At 64.2% G+C, this 16,975-nt stretch carries 15 protein-coding genes and 1 pseudogene; 10 read left to right on the top strand and 6 right to left on the bottom strand.

The annotated features are described in order from the left end of the window. Positions 1-14: 14 nt before the first annotated feature. From H7J73_RS10785 to H7J73_RS10775, 3 genes are all read right to left on the bottom strand, one after another. Positions 15-1,268: an acyl-CoA dehydrogenase family protein gene (locus tag H7J73_RS10785; RefSeq protein WP_264067344.1), complete on the bottom strand. Its 1,254-nt coding sequence runs from the start codon at positions 1,266-1,268 to the stop codon at positions 15-17. Positions 1,269-1,341: 73 nt separating this feature from the next. Beyond that, positions 1,342-2,856 (bottom strand): GMC family oxidoreductase, encoded by a 1,515-nt coding sequence (locus tag H7J73_RS10780; protein ID WP_264067343.1) that lies wholly within the window; start codon positions 2,854-2,856, stop codon positions 1,342-1,344. 76 nt (positions 2,857-2,932) lie between these two features. After that, a complete protein-coding gene (locus H7J73_RS10775) occupies positions 2,933-3,370 on the bottom strand; it encodes a nuclear transport factor 2 family protein (RefSeq protein WP_264067342.1) in 438 nt (145 codons plus the stop codon). A 262-nt stretch (positions 3,371-3,632) separates the two neighbouring features. Here H7J73_RS10775 and H7J73_RS10770 point away from each other — a divergent pair, with 262 nt between their 5' ends. Together H7J73_RS10770 and H7J73_RS10765 are read left to right on the top strand one after the other, a co-directional pair. Beyond that, positions 3,633-3,836, top strand: coding sequence for a hypothetical protein (locus H7J73_RS10770; RefSeq protein ID WP_264067341.1), 204 nt, complete (start codon positions 3,633-3,635; stop codon positions 3,834-3,836). Positions 3,837-3,884: 48 nt separating this feature from the next. Beyond that, a complete protein-coding gene (locus H7J73_RS10765; protein ID WP_264067340.1) occupies positions 3,885-4,406 on the top strand; it encodes a hypothetical protein in 522 nt (173 codons plus the stop codon). A 15-nt stretch (positions 4,407-4,421) separates the two neighbouring features. Here the strand turns inward: H7J73_RS10765 and H7J73_RS10760 are convergent, their stop codons facing one another. Beyond that, the gene (locus H7J73_RS10760; RefSeq protein WP_264067339.1) at positions 4,422-4,970 is read right to left on the bottom strand and encodes a TetR/AcrR family transcriptional regulator; all 549 of its coding nucleotides are present in this window, start codon (positions 4,968-4,970) and stop codon (positions 4,422-4,424) included. A gap of 132 nt (positions 4,971-5,102) precedes the next feature. On the opposite strand from H7J73_RS10760, the gene H7J73_RS10755 reads away from it, so the two are divergent. After that, positions 5,103-5,714 carry a TetR/AcrR family transcriptional regulator gene (locus tag H7J73_RS10755; protein WP_264067338.1) on the top strand — a complete coding sequence of 204 codons (612 nt, stop codon included), beginning with the start codon at positions 5,103-5,105 and terminating at the stop codon, positions 5,712-5,714. 19 nt (positions 5,715-5,733) lie between these two features. Here H7J73_RS10755 and H7J73_RS10750 read toward each other — a convergent pair whose 3' ends face one another. Then, positions 5,734-6,840 (bottom strand): phosphotransferase, encoded by a 1,107-nt coding sequence (locus tag H7J73_RS10750; RefSeq protein ID WP_264067337.1) that lies wholly within the window; start codon positions 6,838-6,840, stop codon positions 5,734-5,736. Between the two features lie 49 nt (positions 6,841-6,889). Here H7J73_RS10750 and H7J73_RS10745 point away from each other — a divergent pair, with 49 nt between their 5' ends. From H7J73_RS10745 to H7J73_RS10735, 3 genes are read left to right on the top strand one after another with little or no spacing between them, the layout of a single operon-like run. Further along, positions 6,890-7,714: an SDR family NAD(P)-dependent oxidoreductase gene (locus H7J73_RS10745; protein WP_264067336.1), complete on the top strand. Its 825-nt coding sequence runs from the start codon at positions 6,890-6,892 to the stop codon at positions 7,712-7,714. Then, a complete protein-coding gene (locus H7J73_RS10740) occupies positions 7,711-8,115 on the top strand; it encodes a nuclear transport factor 2 family protein (protein WP_264067334.1) in 405 nt (134 codons plus the stop codon). Before H7J73_RS10745 ends, H7J73_RS10740 begins: the two co-directional genes overlap by 4 nt. Then, on the top strand, positions 8,112-9,155 hold the full coding sequence (locus H7J73_RS10735) for a TIGR03857 family LLM class F420-dependent oxidoreductase (protein WP_264067333.1): 1,044 nt from the start codon (positions 8,112-8,114) through the stop codon (positions 9,153-9,155). The genes H7J73_RS10740 and H7J73_RS10735 overlap by 4 nt, the downstream gene beginning before the upstream one ends. 335 nt (positions 9,156-9,490) lie before the next feature. Here the strand turns inward: H7J73_RS10735 and H7J73_RS10730 are convergent. Further along, positions 9,491-9,781 (bottom strand): annotated as a pseudogene (locus H7J73_RS10730) (NAD(P)-binding protein); the annotation flags it as partial. Positions 9,782-10,012: 231 nt separating this feature from the next. On the opposite strand from H7J73_RS10730, the gene H7J73_RS10725 reads away from it, so the two are divergent. From H7J73_RS10725 to H7J73_RS33685, 4 genes are all read left to right on the top strand, one after another. Beyond that, the gene (locus H7J73_RS10725; RefSeq protein ID WP_264067332.1) at positions 10,013-11,644 is read left to right on the top strand and encodes a class I adenylate-forming enzyme family protein; all 1,632 of its coding nucleotides are present in this window, start codon (positions 10,013-10,015) and stop codon (positions 11,642-11,644) included. 1 nt (position 11,645) lies between these two features. Continuing rightward, positions 11,646-13,442, top strand: a complete 1,797-nt coding sequence (locus H7J73_RS10720; RefSeq protein WP_264067331.1) for a class I adenylate-forming enzyme family protein — start codon at positions 11,646-11,648, stop codon at positions 13,440-13,442. Between the two features lie 434 nt (positions 13,443-13,876). Beyond that, positions 13,877-14,563, top strand: coding sequence for a tyrosine-type recombinase/integrase (locus tag H7J73_RS10715; protein ID WP_435405463.1), 687 nt, complete (start codon positions 13,877-13,879; stop codon positions 14,561-14,563). After that, a complete protein-coding gene (locus tag H7J73_RS33685) occupies positions 14,556-16,970 on the top strand; it encodes a site-specific integrase (RefSeq protein ID WP_264067329.1) in 2,415 nt (804 codons plus the stop codon). The genes H7J73_RS10715 and H7J73_RS33685 overlap by 8 nt, the downstream gene beginning before the upstream one ends. The last annotated feature ends 5 nt before the right edge of the window (positions 16,971-16,975 follow it).

The following is a 16,975-nucleotide window of genomic DNA, read 5'->3' as shown; positions in this document are numbered from 1 at the left end:
GGACCTCCACGCGGTCAGCCCGTCACGTCTCGCCCGATGAGTTGACGGGCGACGATCCACTGTTGCAGTTCGTTCGCGCCTTCGAAGATTTCGAGGATCTTGGCGTCGCGGAACATCTCCTCGAGCCGCACCGATTCACCGGCCTCGCCCACCTGCCTGGCGAAGCCCAGCGCACCGTGGATCTGAATGGCTTCTCGTACCAGATCGTTGGCCAGGCGGGTGCCGTAGGCCTTGGCCATCGCTGCCTCGGGTTCGGCATTGCGGTCACCGCGATCGAGCAGGGTCGCTGCCTTCTGATAAAGCGTTCGAGCACATTCGATCTCGGTCGCCCGTTGGGCCATCGTGAACTGCCAGTGCTGCATGGCCCCCAGCGGGCTGCCGAAGACCTGTCGGGTCCGCAGCCGTTCGACGGCGAGGTCCAAGGCCGCCTGTGCGACGCCGACGCCGGCAGCGCCGATTCCGACCCGTCCGCGGACCAGTGCCGACAGCGCGACACCGAGTCCGCCTCCTGCCGTGCCGAGAATATTTTGGTGGGGGACCAGGACGTCGGTGAACACGATATCGGCGGTGATCTGCCCGCGATGCCCCATCTTGAGATCCGGGGCGCCGATTCGGATACCGGGTGAGGACAGGTCCACGAGCAACATCGTCGCTCGGTTGCTACCCGCGCCAGCCCGCGCCAGGACCGAGACCCAGCCGGCCACGATGCTGTTGGTAATCCACCTCTTTCGGCCGTTGACCACGAAGCCCTCTGGGGTGTCCTCGGCTACGGTCTGCATCCGCTCGGCGGTCAGATCGGAGCTGGTCTCGGGTTCGGTGGTGGCGAACGAGAATGCCGTTCGGCCGCTGACCAGTTCCGGGATCAACCGAGCGCGCAGGGTGTCGTTGGCATAGGTCAGGGTCTGCGGAACCAGAATGCACTGGCCGTCGTATACCCCGGCCATCGACGAGGAATGGTAGGCGATCTCCTCGGTCACGGTGCAGGTGCCGAGCATCGGGTGCTGCAGTCCCCGGCCGTAGTCGAAGCCGAAGGGCACAGCGAACAGGCCTTCGGCGGCAAGTCCGCGGAATGCATCCCACGGGAAGCTATCGGCGGACTCTTCGCGTTGGCCGATGTCACGCGCACGGGGGGCCAGCTGCTTCTCCACCGCGGCGCGTGCGTGCGAGCGTAGTTCGACGATCTCATCCGGCAACCACACGTCGTGGGTCATGCGGTCTTGCGTCCTGGGAACGGCGGCGACCGTTGGTGGCGGGTCAGCCGGTGTCATGGGAGCTCCTAGTCGTGCCGCTGTGGCGTTCGTGAAACCTTGGTGAAGTTCATGGTCGAAAAGCGCCGAGGATTCACGAACGGCGGTCGAGGATGAAATCGACTGCGCGCAGAGCGATCATCATGGTGGGGGCGTTGGTGTTGCCTGAGGTGATGGCCGGTATCACCGAGGCGTCGGCGACGCGCAAACCATCGACTCCGTGCACGCGCAGGTCCGGGCCGACGACCGACCCGTCATCGGTTCCCATCCGGCAGGTGCCGACTGCGTGGTAGATGCTGCCCTCGGCTGTAGACAGCCAACGCCGCGCATCGTCGTCGATCGGAGTCAGATTTGCGCCAGCCACCCTGCGCATGGCGGTCTGAGATTCGATGAGCTCGCGGGTTAGCTTCGCGCCCACCAAGAGCTTTCGCACATCCTCGGGCCGGCCCAACCGGTCGAATTCGATATGCGGCTTCCCGTCCCGGACGCGGACCCGCCCGCGACCTTCGGGATGCATCAACACCGTGTAGGCCGTGAATGCATCAGAGCGCTTCACGATGGCCCGACCGGTGACGGGGTCGAGCTCATAGCGGACAGGGCTGACCGCGATCTGGAAGTCCTCGGTGAAGAGCTGAGCCTCGAAGGGGGTGGTGGTCATCGGACCCTCACCCCGCGCGAGGAATTCGCGAAGTGCCTTGGCGGCGCGGACCGGGCCCATGGTGTTGATCGTCGGTACCTTCGAGGCCCAGGATTGGGTGACGACGAGATGGTCATGGAAGTTCTCGCCGACGCCCGGCAGGTCGGCCACGCGTCCGCCCGCGGCTATGCCGGAGTTCATCAACAACGCGGGGGACCCAATGGCCCCGGCGCACAGGATGACTTCCTGGCGCGCCCGGACGACCTGATCACCGATCTGTACGCCGATGGCGCGTCCGTGCTCGACGATCACCCGAGTTACCGTCTTGCACGTCAGGACGTGTGGGCGTTGTTCACGGGGGACGCGGCGGAGGAATTCCCGGCCCGACGAACTGCGATAGCCGCGCCGCTGGTTGACCTGGCTGCGCGCCACGCCCAATTGGTCGGCGCCATTGGGGTCCGGGTTGAGCCGATGGCCAGCGTCGGTAGCTCCCTGGATGAAGGCGTCGTCGATGTCGTGGTGATGGCCGCACCACGACACCGCGATGGGTCCGGATCCGCCGCGATGCTCGTCGGGACCTCCTGCCCAACTTTCCAGCGCCTTGAGGTGGGGGAGCACATCGCGGTAGGACCAGCCGGTCGCGCCGGCCTGCGCCCAACCGTCGTAGTCGGCTTGGCGCCCCCGCGCGTAGACCATCGCATTGATGGATCCGCTTCCTCCGACGATTCGGCCGCTGGCGAAGGCGCTGGCTTTACCGTCCTTGCCCGGCTCCGGTGCGGTGGGGTACTTCCAATTGGCAGTTGCGTAGAGCGTGGCGATGCCCAGGGGGAAGGCCACATCGGGGCGGCGATCGGTACCGCCTGCTTCCACGACGATCACACTCGCGCCGGCCGAAGCCAGGCGAGCCGCGATGATCGAACCGGCCGAGCCTGCCCCGACCACGATGTAGTCCGCGAGTTGTGGGCGCTTCATACTGGCGTCCTATCGTGGCAGCGTGGTGTAGGGGTGGCCTTGAGCTGCAGTGGATTCCAATGAACCAGCATTGAGGTCACGCCGCGCGTAGCTGTGCGATCATCTGGGTGACATCCCAGAAGTCTCGGTGGCTGGTCAGCTTGCCGTCCGTTCCGTAGCGGCAGGCGGCGACGCCTGGCACGCTGAATCTCCGCCCATTGGACGGGAGTAGTGAGCCGTCGGCCAGCCGGAGCGCACCCTGGAAAGATCCGTCCCACAGCCACTCGAGGTAAACCACGCCGTCACGAGCCGCCGGGGCGCTGAACTCGATGACCGAGTCCGGGGCGAACTTCAGCATCCACCGGTGGAAGCGCTCGATGCCGTCGTGGCCTGCGTAGGTCGTGTCCATGGCCATATCGGTGTACGTGCCCGCCGGATCGAAGAAATCGAGCAGGCTGACGGAATCCTTGGTCCACGCCGTTGAGTAGGCAGCGGCGAAGGCATCGAGGTTCTCTGTCGGGCAGGGTGCAGGCATGGCGACGGCCGTCCTTTGGCTGATGAGCAGTGTTTAGTTGAGATTAAAAAGAATCTAACCCATGTGGTTGACCTGAACCAGAATGGCGCAGCCGATCCTCTCGCAGAGCGCATATCGAGATCATCGTGAAGTCGGGTGGCCCTGACTTAACCCTAAAAAGATCGCCGTCGGGATTCGTCGAAATGCTCCAGCGAGGTCCATAGAGTGCTCTATGGTGATGGCGAAGCGCTGGTCGAAGGTGCACGTGAAAAGAGGGAACGCGATGGCGATAGATGTGCAATCCGCGGCGGGCGATATCGCGCAGGCTCGCGATGAGGGCGCTCTGCGCGCGGATTTTCGCATGTTGCGCGTCGCTATCTGGTCGGTTGTCGTGTACTGCGGGCTGGGTCTCGTCGGCTTCGCAGTGTTGGCCGGCTTCTGGCCGCCGCCAGCGGAATACCTGGGCGCAGCGGAGATCGCCACCTAATTCCGTGAGCACGAGACGGCCATTCGGACCGGCATGGTGATGATGGCGATGGGCGCGCCGTTCTACTTCGTGTGGAGTGCGGGCCTGTCGAAGATCATCAGCCGAATCGAGGGACCGATGGGGGTGCTCTCCACTATCGAGCTGCTCGGTGGGCTTCTGACCGCCATCGTCACCCTTGTCCCGCCGACGATCTGGTTGACGGCAGCGCTGCGGGCCGGCACGCGCACCGACGGAGCCATCCAGTTGTTCTACGACTTCGGTTGGATCTTCTTCGATCTGACGTTCATGTGCTCGGTTCTGCAGAGCATCGCTCTGGGCTTGGCGATCCTGCGGGACCGTCGCCCAATGCCGCTGTTCCCTCGTTGGGTCGCATGGGTTGCCTTCCTCGTGGCCGCGACATACTTTCCGCTCATCTTCGTCCCGTTCTTCCGGGACGGTCCGTTCGCATGGCACGGGCTGATCAGCTTCTGGGTAGTGTTCGTGATGTTCTTCGTGCTGATTGCCCTCGTTACGCCCTACGCGCTCAAGGCTTCACGCACCGTGGAAACTGAGATGACGACCCCGGCTTGACCGGTGGTCGAAGGATCAGACGGACGACGCGCTGCCGCGCACGAGTTCGATGAACTGACCGAGCATGTCGTCGAGCACGTATGCGTCGAACGGGTGGCTGAGTTGTTGCCAACCCACGATGATGCTCAGTCCGTGCTGTGCCAGGAGACCCGCTCGCGAGTTGGTCACTCCAGCGGCGGAGACGGCTTCGCGAATGATGGCCAACCGCTGAGTATCTACGTGATACTGAGCGGTCGCCACCGCCGGATCCGTGGCGCTCCACAAGCGCATCGCGGCTTCGGCGCTGTGCGGCACCGACCGCGCTAGCAATCGCAGTGTCTCCAGGCGATTGAACGGGTCGGATGCCAGTTGAGCCTGTGCGGAGATCTCGGCGGTCTGTCCGACCCAGTTCTCCAGGAACTGGGCGACGAAATCGTCCCAACCGGCGAAGAAGTGATAGAACGATCCGCTGGACACCCCCAGCCGCTGGTGTAGCGACGTCATCCTCAAGTGCCCAAATCCCTGGTCGGTCAGGATCTCCAGAGCTGCCGCGAAGTACTTCTCACGACTGGCGTTTCCGGACACGGCACTCCTCCACTCGAACCGCATGGCGGTGGCCATCGTTTCACGCAGCGCGGCGATCTCGCCACATCCATCAGCCGTTAGAGTTGTTGGCGTGCAAGTAAGGGATTGCTCGCAGAGGCTGGCGGGGTGGCGGTGAGCACTCCGTCGCGACGTTCGCAGCGCGAACGGGTGGAGGAGTCTTCCCGCCGGCTCGCCGAGGCAGCCATCGAGCTGATTGCCGAGAAGGGGTATGCCAATACCACTGCCCAGGAGATCGGTATCCGGGCCGGTTACAGCCGTGCCATGGTGCGTGAGCGGTTTGGGTCGAAGGAGGCGCTAGTCGACGCTGTGCTGCGCGACTACGAGACCCGCATCGACGCGCCCCAAGAGCCTGGAACCTCGGGTCTGCAACGGGTGCTTGCCCCGATCCTGGCCCTCCGGGATTTCGCGGCCGAGGATCCACGGCTGTTGCGCGCGGTGTTGAGCTTGAATTTCGAAGCCCTGCATGACCATGACACGCTCCGGCAGCGTATCCAGAGCTGGCTCACGCAGGTGGAAGAAGGTATCGGCCGCGCGGTCACCGACGGGCAAGCCGACGGTTCCATATCGAGTTCGGGCGGCATCGACGATATCGGTTCTGAGATGGTCGCCATGGGCATCGGTTACGCGTATAGGTGGATTCTGGACCCGAGCACCGCCGACTTCGACGGGGTGTTGACGCGCTGGCATGACCGTGTCGCCGCCCGGTTGTCCGGACCAGCGTAGGCGGGTGCTTTCGGCGGACTCAGCTGGTGCCCTTCAGTGCCCGCACCGCACTGACCGCATCGGAATCGGCGATGACCGCAAAGCAACGTTCCATCAGGACCTGAAGCAGCTCTTTGCCTCTGGGATTGAGGCTCTCCCATGAGGTCATGGCGAGCAGCGGAAGGGCGACTTGCGCCACGACGGCGAGCTGGAACTGCTGCCACGCCTGGTCGAACGGGTAGTCGATGCCCAAGCCGGAGAGGGTTTCGAGGTACCGGGTGACCAGCTCCCGCTCCTGTCCGTTGCGTTCTTCGGGTGTCAGTCCCTGACCGACGAGGTAGGCGACGTCCCACATGCCGCAGCCGCGACCGGCGAACTGGTAGTCGACGGTGACGTGCGGGCCCGCATCGCCAAAGAAGAGGTTATCGGCCCGCAGATCGCCATTGATGAGCGTGGCCGGCTCGGTGAGCGCGCCGAGCAAAGCGGATGCCAGCACGGCGTACTCCTGGATCGCCTCGGCCAAACCGGCTGGGGCGCTGGCGCGCCCGTGTTCCAGGTAGATCGGCCAGCCGGCTGTGGCGCCGACGGTGAACAGGCCTGCCATGCGCGCATCGTCGATTGGCAGGAAGGCCGGGTTGGTGGTGTTAGGCGGTTTCATCTCCCAGCCCCAGGCGTGAAAGCGCGCCACCTCGTCCAGCACGGCGTGCATGCGGTCAATGCTCAAACCCTCGAGGTGGTCGGCGTTCTCGAGGTGGGCGAGGTCTTCCATGACGATAACGAAATCTGTGCTGTCATCTTCGATCGCGGCGAAATAGGCACGCGGCGCGCTGACCGGGGCGGCGGGCGCGATGTCGTTGTAGAAGGCCACCTCGCGGTCGTAGAGGTACATCGACTTGGCCAGCTCGAGAAAGGCGGGGTAGTCGGTGGGCCATTTGATGATGAGCGTGGCCGGGCCGTCGCCGTCGAGCTCCAGGTGGGCTCGGTACAGGAAGGATGCGAAACCGACCCCTTCGGCAATCCGTTCCACTCGAAGGCTTTTGATGCGGGATCCCGATGCGATGGCTCCCGCCGAGGCGAGGACGTCGGTCAACCAGTTGGCCGTCAGCTCGGAGGCGGTGCGGGGGAAACGGGAGATTGTTGAAGCCATATTAGAAAAGTAGTTGTTAACTTGCGCACAAGCAAGTAAGAATGTGGTCATGGTTACACATCGATTCAAGATCGCCGGCAGTCGGGCACTGGTCACCGGTGCCAGTAGGGGAATCGGCGCCGACCTGGCACGCGGACTGCGACGCTCCGGTGCAACCCTGGCCCTCGTCGCCCGCCCATCCGACGAGTTGTTCGCGTTGGCCGAGGAGCTCGGCGCCAAGGCGTACCCGACCGATCTCACCGATCACGAGGCCGTCGCTGGGCTGCTGGATCGCGTCGAGGCTGACGGTCCCATCGACATCCTGGTGAACAACGCCGGCGATGAGAAGATTGGTCGTTTCGATGAAATGACCTACGAAACCTTGGATTTCATCCTCGACCTGAACGTCCATGCGGTGGTCGAACTCCAGCGCCAGGCGATACCCCGCATGGTGGCTCGGGGTCGCGGCCATGTGGTGAACGTGTCGTCGATCGGCGGCCTCATCTGCCCGCCAAATCTGGCCGTGTACGCGGCCACCAAGGCCTTCATCACTCATCTGACTGCCAACCTCGCTGCCGAGTTTCATGACACACCAGTAGGTTTCACCAAGGTGGAGATCGGCGAGGTAGCCGACACCGGTCTGATGGAGAAGGGGCGGACCGATGCGGTCTTCGCCGCCTTGGTGCAGCGGATGTATCGGCTACACCTGAGTCGACTGATCACGCCCGCGGAGATCACCAGCGCCACGTTGGCGGCGATCGAGAACGGGCGGCTGTCGGTGCGGTTGCCCCGGCGGATCGGTCTCAGCTCGTACCTGGTGGACGCCCCGCGTGCGTTGACCAGCCTGCTGGCACGGGATCTTCGCCGTAAGCAGCCCGCGACGGCCAACCGGTGAGAGACCGGGCGGCGAGTCCGAGGACGGTCGTCGAACGCTACAACTACGAACTCTGGAACGCCCAGAAATACGCCGTTGCAACGGAAATCATCGGCGATGAGATCGTTCGCAACACGCCGGGCGGCCGGACGGTCCTGACCCACGAACAAGCGGTCCAGCGTGTCCGGGACCTGTGGGACACGGTCAAGAACGTCCATTTCACCTTGTTGCGGGTCGTCTCCGACGACGAACTCTGCACGATCGTCTACCAGGCGGAGATGGTCAACCATGACGGCACTGCCGATGCCATCGCCGCGATCGAGGTGTTCCGGGTAGACCAGGGGCGAATCGTCGAGGTGTGGAACCCCTGCGATTACGACCATGACCGGTGGCCTGAGTTTGCCACGGAGAGGAACGCATGAGTACGACTGTTCGACCGGAGCTGGGCTTCTATGCCCTTGGTGGACAACCCGAGTCGCCGAGGGTGCTGATCGACGAGATTCGTCAGGCAGAGGCTATGGGTCTTGGTCACGCCTTCCTCTCGGAGCGATTCAATACCAAGGAGGCGTGCACGTTGTCCGGCGCGGCCGCGGCGGTGTCGGAGCACATCGGCATCGCCACCGGCGCGACCAACCACAACACCCGCCACCCGATCGTCACGGCGGCCTACGCCCTGACGATGCACGGGATGAGCAACGGACGTTTCACTCTGGGCATCGGCCGCGGAATCCCGCCGTTGCAGGATGCCTTCGGGATGCCCCGCATCACGACCGCACAGATGGAGGACTTCGTCGGCGTCATGCGCAGACTCTTCCGCGGGGAAACCGTTGTCGGACATGACGGCCCGATGGGCCGCTATCCGATGCTGCGTCTCGGCCAGGATTACGACGTCGACATCCCGATGGGCATGGTGGCGTTTGCGCCGAACTCGTTGGAGATGGCCGGCCGCGTGATGGATCAGGTCATCCTGCACACCTTCTTCACCGACGAGACCTTGGCTCGATGCGTCAAGACGGTGAAGTCCAGCGCCGAACGCGCAGGGCGCAACCCGGATGACGTCAAGGTGTGGTCGTGCCTGGCGACCATCGGCGATCACATCCCCGAGGAGATGCGCCTGCGCAAGCTCGTCGGCCGCCTTGCCACCTATCTGCAAGGTTACGGCGACCTGATGGTGCGGACGAACCGCTGGGATCCCGAAGTTCTGCAACGCTTTCGCGACGATGAGGTAGTCAAGAGCTTCTACGTGGGCGGGCTGCAGGCGATCGACAGCCCGACCACGCCCATCGAGAAGCTCGAGCACATCGCGGCATTGCTGCCGCCGGAGTGGACGGCGCCCGCGGCGACGGGTAGCGCGCAATCCTGTGTAGCGACCCTCCGCGAGCAGCTAGCGCTCGGCGCCGACGGCGTGATCCTGCATGGTGCGACCCCTAGCGAGCTGGAGCCGATCCTGGCGGCCTATTAGGGGGTGGGGTAGGGGGCGCATCGCAATGGTCTTGCTCGGCGATAATTTCTAGTCTCTATTCAAATCGCTCGCTGGTGTGCGATGTGCTCAACTCCGGATGCGTGTGCGCAGGCTTCCGACCGCAGTGGATAGAGGATTGTCGATGCTCGACGACGCCCGGACCCAAGCTCTGGATCTTCAACCTGTGTTCCTGGGGTGGGGTTGCTGCCGTCCTGATCACCCTCATCGGTTGGGTGGTGGCGGGCCTGTTGCCGTTGCCGCTGGGTCCGTCGCACAGCATGCAGGATGTCGTCGCGTTCTGCTCCACTGACAGCACCCGCGGGATCCAGAATCAATGCGTCGGTGTAGTCGTCGAGATAGGCCTTGACCTCGGTGTGGTGCGGATAATCCGGCAAGTCGTCGCTCATGGGAAAGTCCTTGAACGACAGGCAGTCCCGCGAGGTATCGATGTGCAGTGAGCGGTAGGCACTGGAATGACCGTTGGGGTTGCGGAACGCCCAGTTCCCGCCGACGCGGTCGGAGGACTCGAAGCAGTCGTACTCGACACCGGCGTCGGCAAGGTTCTTGGCTGAGGTGAGGCCGCTGATACCGGCGCCGATGATGGCGGTCTTGGGTGTGGCGTCCATGACTCTCCCTAAATATTGTGACCGCAGTCACGGTAACAGGATTTTCTGACAAGAGTCAACAAATCGGACGTTCGTTTTTATCGTGGAGTTGTCTAGCAGAGATGGGAATATATTCGGTTTTACCTGCCTGTTTGATGCGATATCTGTCACCAACCCGGCTTCGTTTCTAATTGATATTCATCTACCGTGTGTGAGGCGCATCATGGCACCCAGGCCGACGAGGAGGACACGATGGCAGCGTTTCCGGAGGATGTAGCGGGCCTGCGGTATGCCCATCTGCCTGCGGATCAGAGCGCGGAGTTGATCGACCTCACGGTCGGTCAACTTCTGGCGCTCCGGGCGCAGACTCGTGCCGATCAACCCGCGCTCGTCGGAGTCCGACACGATGGTTCTCCCGACCGCCTGACCTATGCGCAGCTCTACGACGAAGCTGCTCGGGTCGCGACGGCCCTGAGCGCGCTGGCCGAGCGCGGCAGTTATGTGGCCCTTTGGGCTCCAAACATACTGGAATGGACGGTTATTCAGTACGGTGCGGCGCTGGCGGGCATGGTGCTGGTTGCACTCAACCCGGCACTGCGGGCCGGGGAACTCGAATATGCGCTCACGCACTGTCGCGCCTCGGTCCTTATCCACGCCGACAGCAATCGCGATGACGACCTGGTCGAGGTTGTGGCCGGCGTAGCAGCGGGGCTGCCGAACCTGCTGTGCATCTCCCTGTCGGAGCGGGATCGGTGGCGGACCCCCGAGGTGAGCGCCGCGGTCCTCGCTGCTGCGCCGACCGATGCCGACGATGCGGTGATGCTGCAATACACCTCGGGTACGACGGGCCGGCCCAAAGGCGTCCTGCTCAAACACCGGTCGTTGGTCAACGTCGCCAAGCTGACGCTTGAAGTCGCGGCAGTGCAGCGCGGTTCGGTGTGCCTGAACCCGCTGCCGATGTTCCACACCGCCGGTTGCGTCATCGCGACTCTGGGCCCGCTATGGATCGGCGGGACGGTGATTCTCGTCGAACGCTTCCGGCCGGCTCCCGTGCTCGAAGCGATGCTGCGCGAACGGGTTTCGGTGCTGTTCTACGTGCCGACGATCCTCGGCGCGCTGCTGGAATGTCAGCGCAGCGCGCCCACTCCTGCTCCGGCCCTGAAAGTGATCATGGGGGGCGCGTCGAATGTTCCGGCCTCGATGATCGAAGACGCCAAGAAGATCTTCGGCGCGTCGGTATTGAATCTGTTCGGGCAGACGGAGCTGGCCCCCGTGCTGTCGGCGACCAGGCCGTCGGACTCGCGCGAGGATCAATTGACCACCGTCGGCCGACCTTTGCCCAGAGTCGAATGCAAGATCGTCGATCCGGTATCTGGCGAAACAGTCGCGGTGGGCCAGCCTGGCGAGATCTGTGCTCGGGGGTATCAACAATTTCTGGAGTACCTCCACGACCCCGAGGCGACCGCCCGCGCGGTGGACTCCGAGGGATTCGTGCACACCGGCGATCTGGGCACCATCGACGAGCGCGGATACCTCAGCGTCACCGGACGTCTCAAGGAATTGATCATCCGGGGTGGGGAGAACATCGCACCCGCCGAGATCGAGACGGTCCTGGTCAGCCACGATTCCATCGACGACGCTGTTGTCGTCGGGGTGCCCGACGACCGTTGGGGCGAGATCGTCGCCGCAGTGATCCGACCCCGCGGCGGGGCAGCGCAGCTGGTCAAGGCCGACGTGGTCGACTACGTCGCTCGTCGACTCGCGCTGTTCAAGGTCCCTGTCCGCTGGTTCGTCACGGACTCCCTGCCCACCACCCCCACTGGCAAGGTGCGCAAGTTCGCCCTGCGCGATGCCATTGCCTCCGGCCACCTGCGGGAGATCTGAGATGGCTCGATCCGTCAGCACAGTCCACGACATCCATGCCAGACGACAGGCGCTCCGCGACGCCTTTGTGGAATGGAAGCCCACCACACTGCACGGTCGGCTCGATGCGAGCGCCGAGCGTTACGGAAACCGGCCGCTGGTCATCTCCGATGACGAGGTTCTGACCTACCGCGATGTGGCCCGCCAATCACGTGGTCTGGCTGTGGGATTGCGTCAGCTGGGCATAGTGCCGGGGGATCGGGTCGGCCTGGTCATGGCCAATCATCCCGAGTTCGCCACCCTCAAGTTCGCGATCTCGCGGGCTGGCGCCATCGCCGTGCCATTCAACTATCTCTACAAGCAGGACGAACTCGCCTATGTGCTGGCCGATTCCGGCTGCCGCGTGCTGGTGACGATGACGGGCTTCGACGGCCTGGACTACCAGGGCATGCTCGACGGGCTCGCACCCGGCTGGGACCGGGCCGGTTTCGCGGACCGCCCTGGCGCGGACCGTGACGCGGTGCCCCAGCTGCGACACGTGGTGGTGTTGGACACCGACGGGCGCGCCCGCCGCGGTGTCAGGACGGTCGCCGACGTGGCGGACCTGGAGGACGAGGACTGCGACGACATCGAAGTCGGCTTGACATCACCCGACGATCCGGCCGACATGCTCTACACCAGTGGAACCACCGGCACCCCCAAGGGAGTTATCACCACACATGATGCGGTGCTGCGGACCGCTTACGCGTCGGCGTTGACCCGCGCCTATGACGACGGACGGCGAATCCTCTTCTCGCTGCCGTGTTATCACATGTTCGGGTACGTCGAGGGACTGCTCTCGGTTCTCTACGTGGGCGGAGCCATCATCCCGCTGACCTCATTCAGTCCCGAGCGATACTTCGCAAGCGTCGAACGCCACCGGGCGACCGACATGTTGTGTGTGCCGACGATGGCTGTGGCCATGAGCGAGAGCCCGTTGAAGTCCTCCTACGACCTGTCATCGCTGACCGCCCTGCTCTGCGGCTCCGCGCCCGCGCCGGTATGGCTTTGGCCCCGTATTGCCGAGGATTTCGGCGTCCACGAAATAGTCACCGGGTACGGAATGACGGAGTGTGGCGGGGCGATGACGCTCACCCTTCCAGAGGGTCCCCTGCACTTGACCACCGAGACGGTGGGTCGGCCGAAAATGGCCGGAGCGGCGTCTGTTCCGGGGTCCGACGAGCTGGTCGTCTACAAGGCGGTCGACCCGGTGACGGGTGATGATATGCCGGCGGGAGAAGAAGGCGAGTTGGTCTCGCATGGGCCGACAGTCATGCGGGGCTTCTGGAACCGACCGGAGCAGACCGCAGTCGCGCTGCGCGGTGAATGGCTGCACTCCGGTGACCTAGGTGTGGTGCGGTCCGATGGCTATCTGCGCGTCACGGGTCGCAGCAAGGAGCTCTACAAGAGCGGCGGCGAGCTGGTGATGCCCAAGGAGATCGAGGACCTCCTGGCTCGTCACGACGAGATCAGTCAGGTGTTTGCGATCGGATTGGTCGACGATCGATGGGGTGAGATCGGTTGCGCTGTCGTCGTTCGCGCACCGGGAGCGACGCTGACCGAGTCGGATGTCCTGACACTGTGCCGGGACAATCTCGCCAAGTTCAAGGTGCCCAAGCGCGTGGTGTTCGTCGACGCCGACGATCTTCCGAAGGAACTGTTGACTGCACTAAGAGCCTGTGGGTCTACTGCTGGGCAGCGAAGGGAGCCGGGATGGAACTGCGAGAGTCGATCAGACAAGGCCGCGTTCAGCTGCCCGCCGTCGGCAAGGTGTGTTTGAGCGAAGGTGTCCCGCGCTTTGTCGTGGAGGCCGATGGACGCCCAGTCGAACCCATTGGTGCCTACTTGAGTGAGTTGACACTCGCCGATGGAAGTCCCCTGACACCGAAGTCGTATGCGTATGACTTGCTGCGCTGGTGGCGGCTGTTGTCGTTGCTCGACGTAGCGTGGGATGAGGCGACCCGGGCCGAAGTGGAGCTGTTGGTGGGGTGGATGCGATCAGCGGTCAATCCGCAACGGCGCCGGACCGCAACGGATGGACTTCAGCCGGGCTCCGTAAATCTGCACACCGGGAAGCAGGCATTGGCCGCCGGGTATGCGCCCTCGACGATCAATCACCAGCTGACCGTCTTGTCCGAGTTCTACGACTTCCATCTGCTCTTTGGGCGTGGGCCGGCGCGCAACCCGGTTCCGGCGTCACGACGCCGGCACGCAATGGCGCATCGCAGCCCGATGGAACCCGTGCCGGCGTTCCGGCGGGCACCCTTGCGCCAGAAGATGCCCAAAAGGGCGCCCCGCTCCATTCCCGACGCGCTGTGGGATGAATTGTTTGCCTCGATGGGCAACGACCGTGACCGCGCGCTGCTGGCGTTCTTCGTGTCCTCCGGTGCCCGGGCCACCGAATTGCTGGAACTGATCGCTGAACGCGTCGACTGGGGTCGCCAACGCATCTGGGTGGTGTCGAAGGGCAGCCGCGAAGTCTCGGTGGTGCCCGGCTCCCCGGACGCCTTCGTCTATCTCGCATTGTATTTCGACGCCTTCGGTACCCCTGCGCCGACGGAGCGGGTCTGGCGCACGATGCGCGGCACCCCGCGGCCGTTGACCTACTGGGCCATGCGCCGGGTGATGCAACGCGCCAACGACAAGCTCGGCACGAACTGGTCGCTGCACGATCTTCGGCATACAGCGGCGACCCGGATGGCCGCCGACCCCGCTCTCACCTTGGTCGAGGTGCAGACCGTCATGCGGCATCGACACCTCGCCACGACCGAGGCATATTTACAGCCCCGTATAGACGAGCTGCAGGACAAGATGCAGGAGCATTTTCGTCGACCACGAACCGAACCGACCTACACCACCGGATATACGGCCGAGGACATCGCGACGGTGTTCGGTGAATGAACGGCGCGCCGAGCGTGCCCTGCGCTTGCGGCGCGACCAGCCTGGGTCGGTGCGCTACACGCGCCCGGCGGTGGTACCGACGTTCGACATCCGCGAACCTGCGCATTTTCCGCGCGGTGATCTCCGCCGCGCCGACGTCGAGCAGATCCGCACTGTCGCCAAGCAGGTGTGGCCGGACCCGGCGAGCCGACGCCGCAGCCGCGACCGCGGTCTATACAAGCTGGCGGCTTTGCTCGCCGAACACCCTGGTGACACGTGGCAGCAACGGTGGGATGCCAGCCCGTTGGGTAGCGAGCAGGTCGCCGCCCGGGTGCTGGGTGGCGGGGGCGCGGTGGGCACCGAATACACCCAGGGCGTGCAAACCCTGTTCGCGCTGCGCATCGTGCGGCCCACGCTGGCGGCGTTGCGGATCAACCAGCTCACCATCTATCCGCAGTACGTGGTGCCCGCCGAGAACGACGACGGTTTGAACGGCTTCGCGGCCGCGGTGAGCGCGGCGGCGCTGTCGGACCACTTCAAGCGGTGGGCGTTGTTCGACGTATGCGCAGCGATGACCATCCACGGGGTGTCCTTCGCCTATGTGACCCCAGAGTCGTTCCTGCACTACGCGTTCGAGACGCGCGAGACGACACCACGCACCGGGTTGCACGTCGGCAAGTACGTCGGCCACTCGGCATGGCAAGTTCTGTTCGCGATGGGACACTTCCCGCCGTCAGCACCACCCACTCTGCGCAACGCGCTGCGTGCCCCACAGTTGACGATCGAGGAGATGGTCGACCGTTACGAGGTCGCCGACCCGCGAATGCGGGAGCTCTTCGTGGCGTATCTGCACCGCCGCTATCCCGACGTCGACTACTCCGGCCTACTCGCCGCGGCCTACGCGATCGTCAAGCTGTTCTGGAACGGCATCATCGAGATCAACCCCGCTCAGGGGGACTTGAACGTGTCGCAGGAGGTGTACCAGCAGTGGCATCGCAGCGTCGTCGTCCGTGAAGACGGTGAGCAGCGTCTGGACATGTCGGCGGTGCTTTCCCCGGTGCGGGCGTTCTACTTCGATCTGCAGTCCTGGGCGGTCGACGAACCCGCGATGTGGGGTCACTGGGTGACAACGTGTCCGGTGCCGCGCAGCACCATGAATCAGATCGGCAGGGCCAAGCGCCGCGTGCGCGAACGCGTCCATGCCACGGTACGCACCCTGCAGCCGCTGCTCCCGGTGCTGGTTGACCACGTCACGGCCGACTACGAACGCTGGGCAACGCTGTTGCACCGGGCGACCGCCGCCGCGGATGGCGAAGCTTTTACGATCGGCGGCGCCACCTTCGTCCGAACCTTCTCCCGCGAGGACAACCGGCGCGTGCGCCACGGTCTGCCAGCCAAGGTCCGGGTCTTCGACGAAGCCGGTCGACGCATCGACGTCAACCGCTCAGAGGACTCCGCATTCTGGGCCTGGGCTATCGTAGAAACACTGCGCCACAGCGGGTTACGGATCGAAGAACTGACCGAACTGTCCCAACTCAGCGTGCGACAGTACCGCCGACCCAACGGCGAGGTGATCGCCTTGCTCGTCGTCGCGCCGTCCAAGACAGACCGCGAGCGGGTCATCCCAATGTCCGCGGAGCTGTTCCACGTCATCGCCAGCATCATCCGCCGGCTTACCGTCGGCGGTAAGACGGTGCCCATGGTGACGCGGTTCGACACCTACGACAGGGTGTGGAGCGACCCGCAGCCGTTCCTTTTTCAGCGTCACATCGGCCAGCACGTCGAGGTCATGACCACCGGAGGCATCGCCGAGAAGCTGCGCCACCTCTGCCAGGCCATCGCCGAGAATGACCCCCGGTTCGAGGGAGTCCACTTCCGCCCGCACGACTTCCGCCGCCTGTTCGCCACCGAGTTGGTCAACAACGGCTTGCCGATTCACATCGGCGCCGCGCTCCTCGGGCACCTGAACTTGGAGACCACCCGCGGTTACGTCGCGGTGTTCAACGAAGACGTCATCCGCCACTATCAAGCGCATCTGCAGCGCAGACGAAAGGCCCGGCCCGCCGAGGAGTATCCGAACGTGACGGTTGACGAGTGGGAGGAATTTCAAGCGCATTTCGATAAACGTAAGGTCGAACTGGGGAGCTGCGGTCGACCTTACGCGACACCATGCATTCATGAGCACGCCTGTGTCCGTTGCCCATTGCTAAATGTGGACCCGAATATGCTGCATCGTCTCGACGAGATCGAAGCCGACTTGATCGCGCGGCGCCAGCGGGCCGACAACGAGGGCTGGCAGGGTGAGATCGAGGGCATAGAACTCACCCTGGGCTTTCTGCGCGGCAAACGGGGCGACGTCAACGGTCGCATCCGTCGTTCCCACGATTTGGGAATACCGACCCCCGCACCTCGTGATCATCCGGGGTAAAGCGG

This window comes from Mycolicibacterium komossense (genome assembly GCF_025822605.1).
Classification (GTDB): domain Bacteria; phylum Actinomycetota; class Actinomycetes; order Mycobacteriales; family Mycobacteriaceae; genus Mycobacterium; species Mycobacterium komossense.
This window is presented reverse-complemented; position numbering and strand designations above follow the sequence as displayed.

Coding starts and splice junctions, on each gene's coding strand:
- H7J73_RS10720 (WP_264067331.1), top strand. CDS start 11,646: ATGGCTCGATCCGTCAGCACAGTCCACGACATCCATGCCAGACGACAG.
- H7J73_RS10765 (WP_264067340.1), top strand. CDS start 3,885: ATGGGCGCGCCGTTCTACTTCGTGTGGAGTGCGGGCCTGTCGAAGATC.
- H7J73_RS10750 (WP_264067337.1), bottom strand. CDS start 6,840: ATGGCTTCAACAATCTCCCGTTTCCCCCGCACCGCCTCCGAGCTGACG.
- H7J73_RS10715 (WP_435405463.1), top strand. CDS start 13,877: ATGGCGCATCGCAGCCCGATGGAACCCGTGCCGGCGTTCCGGCGGGCA.
- H7J73_RS10780 (WP_264067343.1), bottom strand. CDS start 2,856: ATGAAGCGCCCACAACTCGCGGACTACATCGTGGTCGGGGCAGGCTCG.
- H7J73_RS10725 (WP_264067332.1), top strand. CDS start 10,013: ATGGCAGCGTTTCCGGAGGATGTAGCGGGCCTGCGGTATGCCCATCTG.
- H7J73_RS10735 (WP_264067333.1), top strand. CDS start 8,112: ATGAGTACGACTGTTCGACCGGAGCTGGGCTTCTATGCCCTTGGTGGA.
- H7J73_RS10775 (WP_264067342.1), bottom strand. CDS start 3,370: ATGCCTGCACCCTGCCCGACAGAGAACCTCGATGCCTTCGCCGCTGCC.
- H7J73_RS10770 (WP_264067341.1), top strand. CDS start 3,633: ATGGCGATAGATGTGCAATCCGCGGCGGGCGATATCGCGCAGGCTCGC.
- H7J73_RS10785 (WP_264067344.1), bottom strand. CDS start 1,268: ATGACACCGGCTGACCCGCCACCAACGGTCGCCGCCGTTCCCAGGACG.
- H7J73_RS10745 (WP_264067336.1), top strand. CDS start 6,890: ATGGTTACACATCGATTCAAGATCGCCGGCAGTCGGGCACTGGTCACC.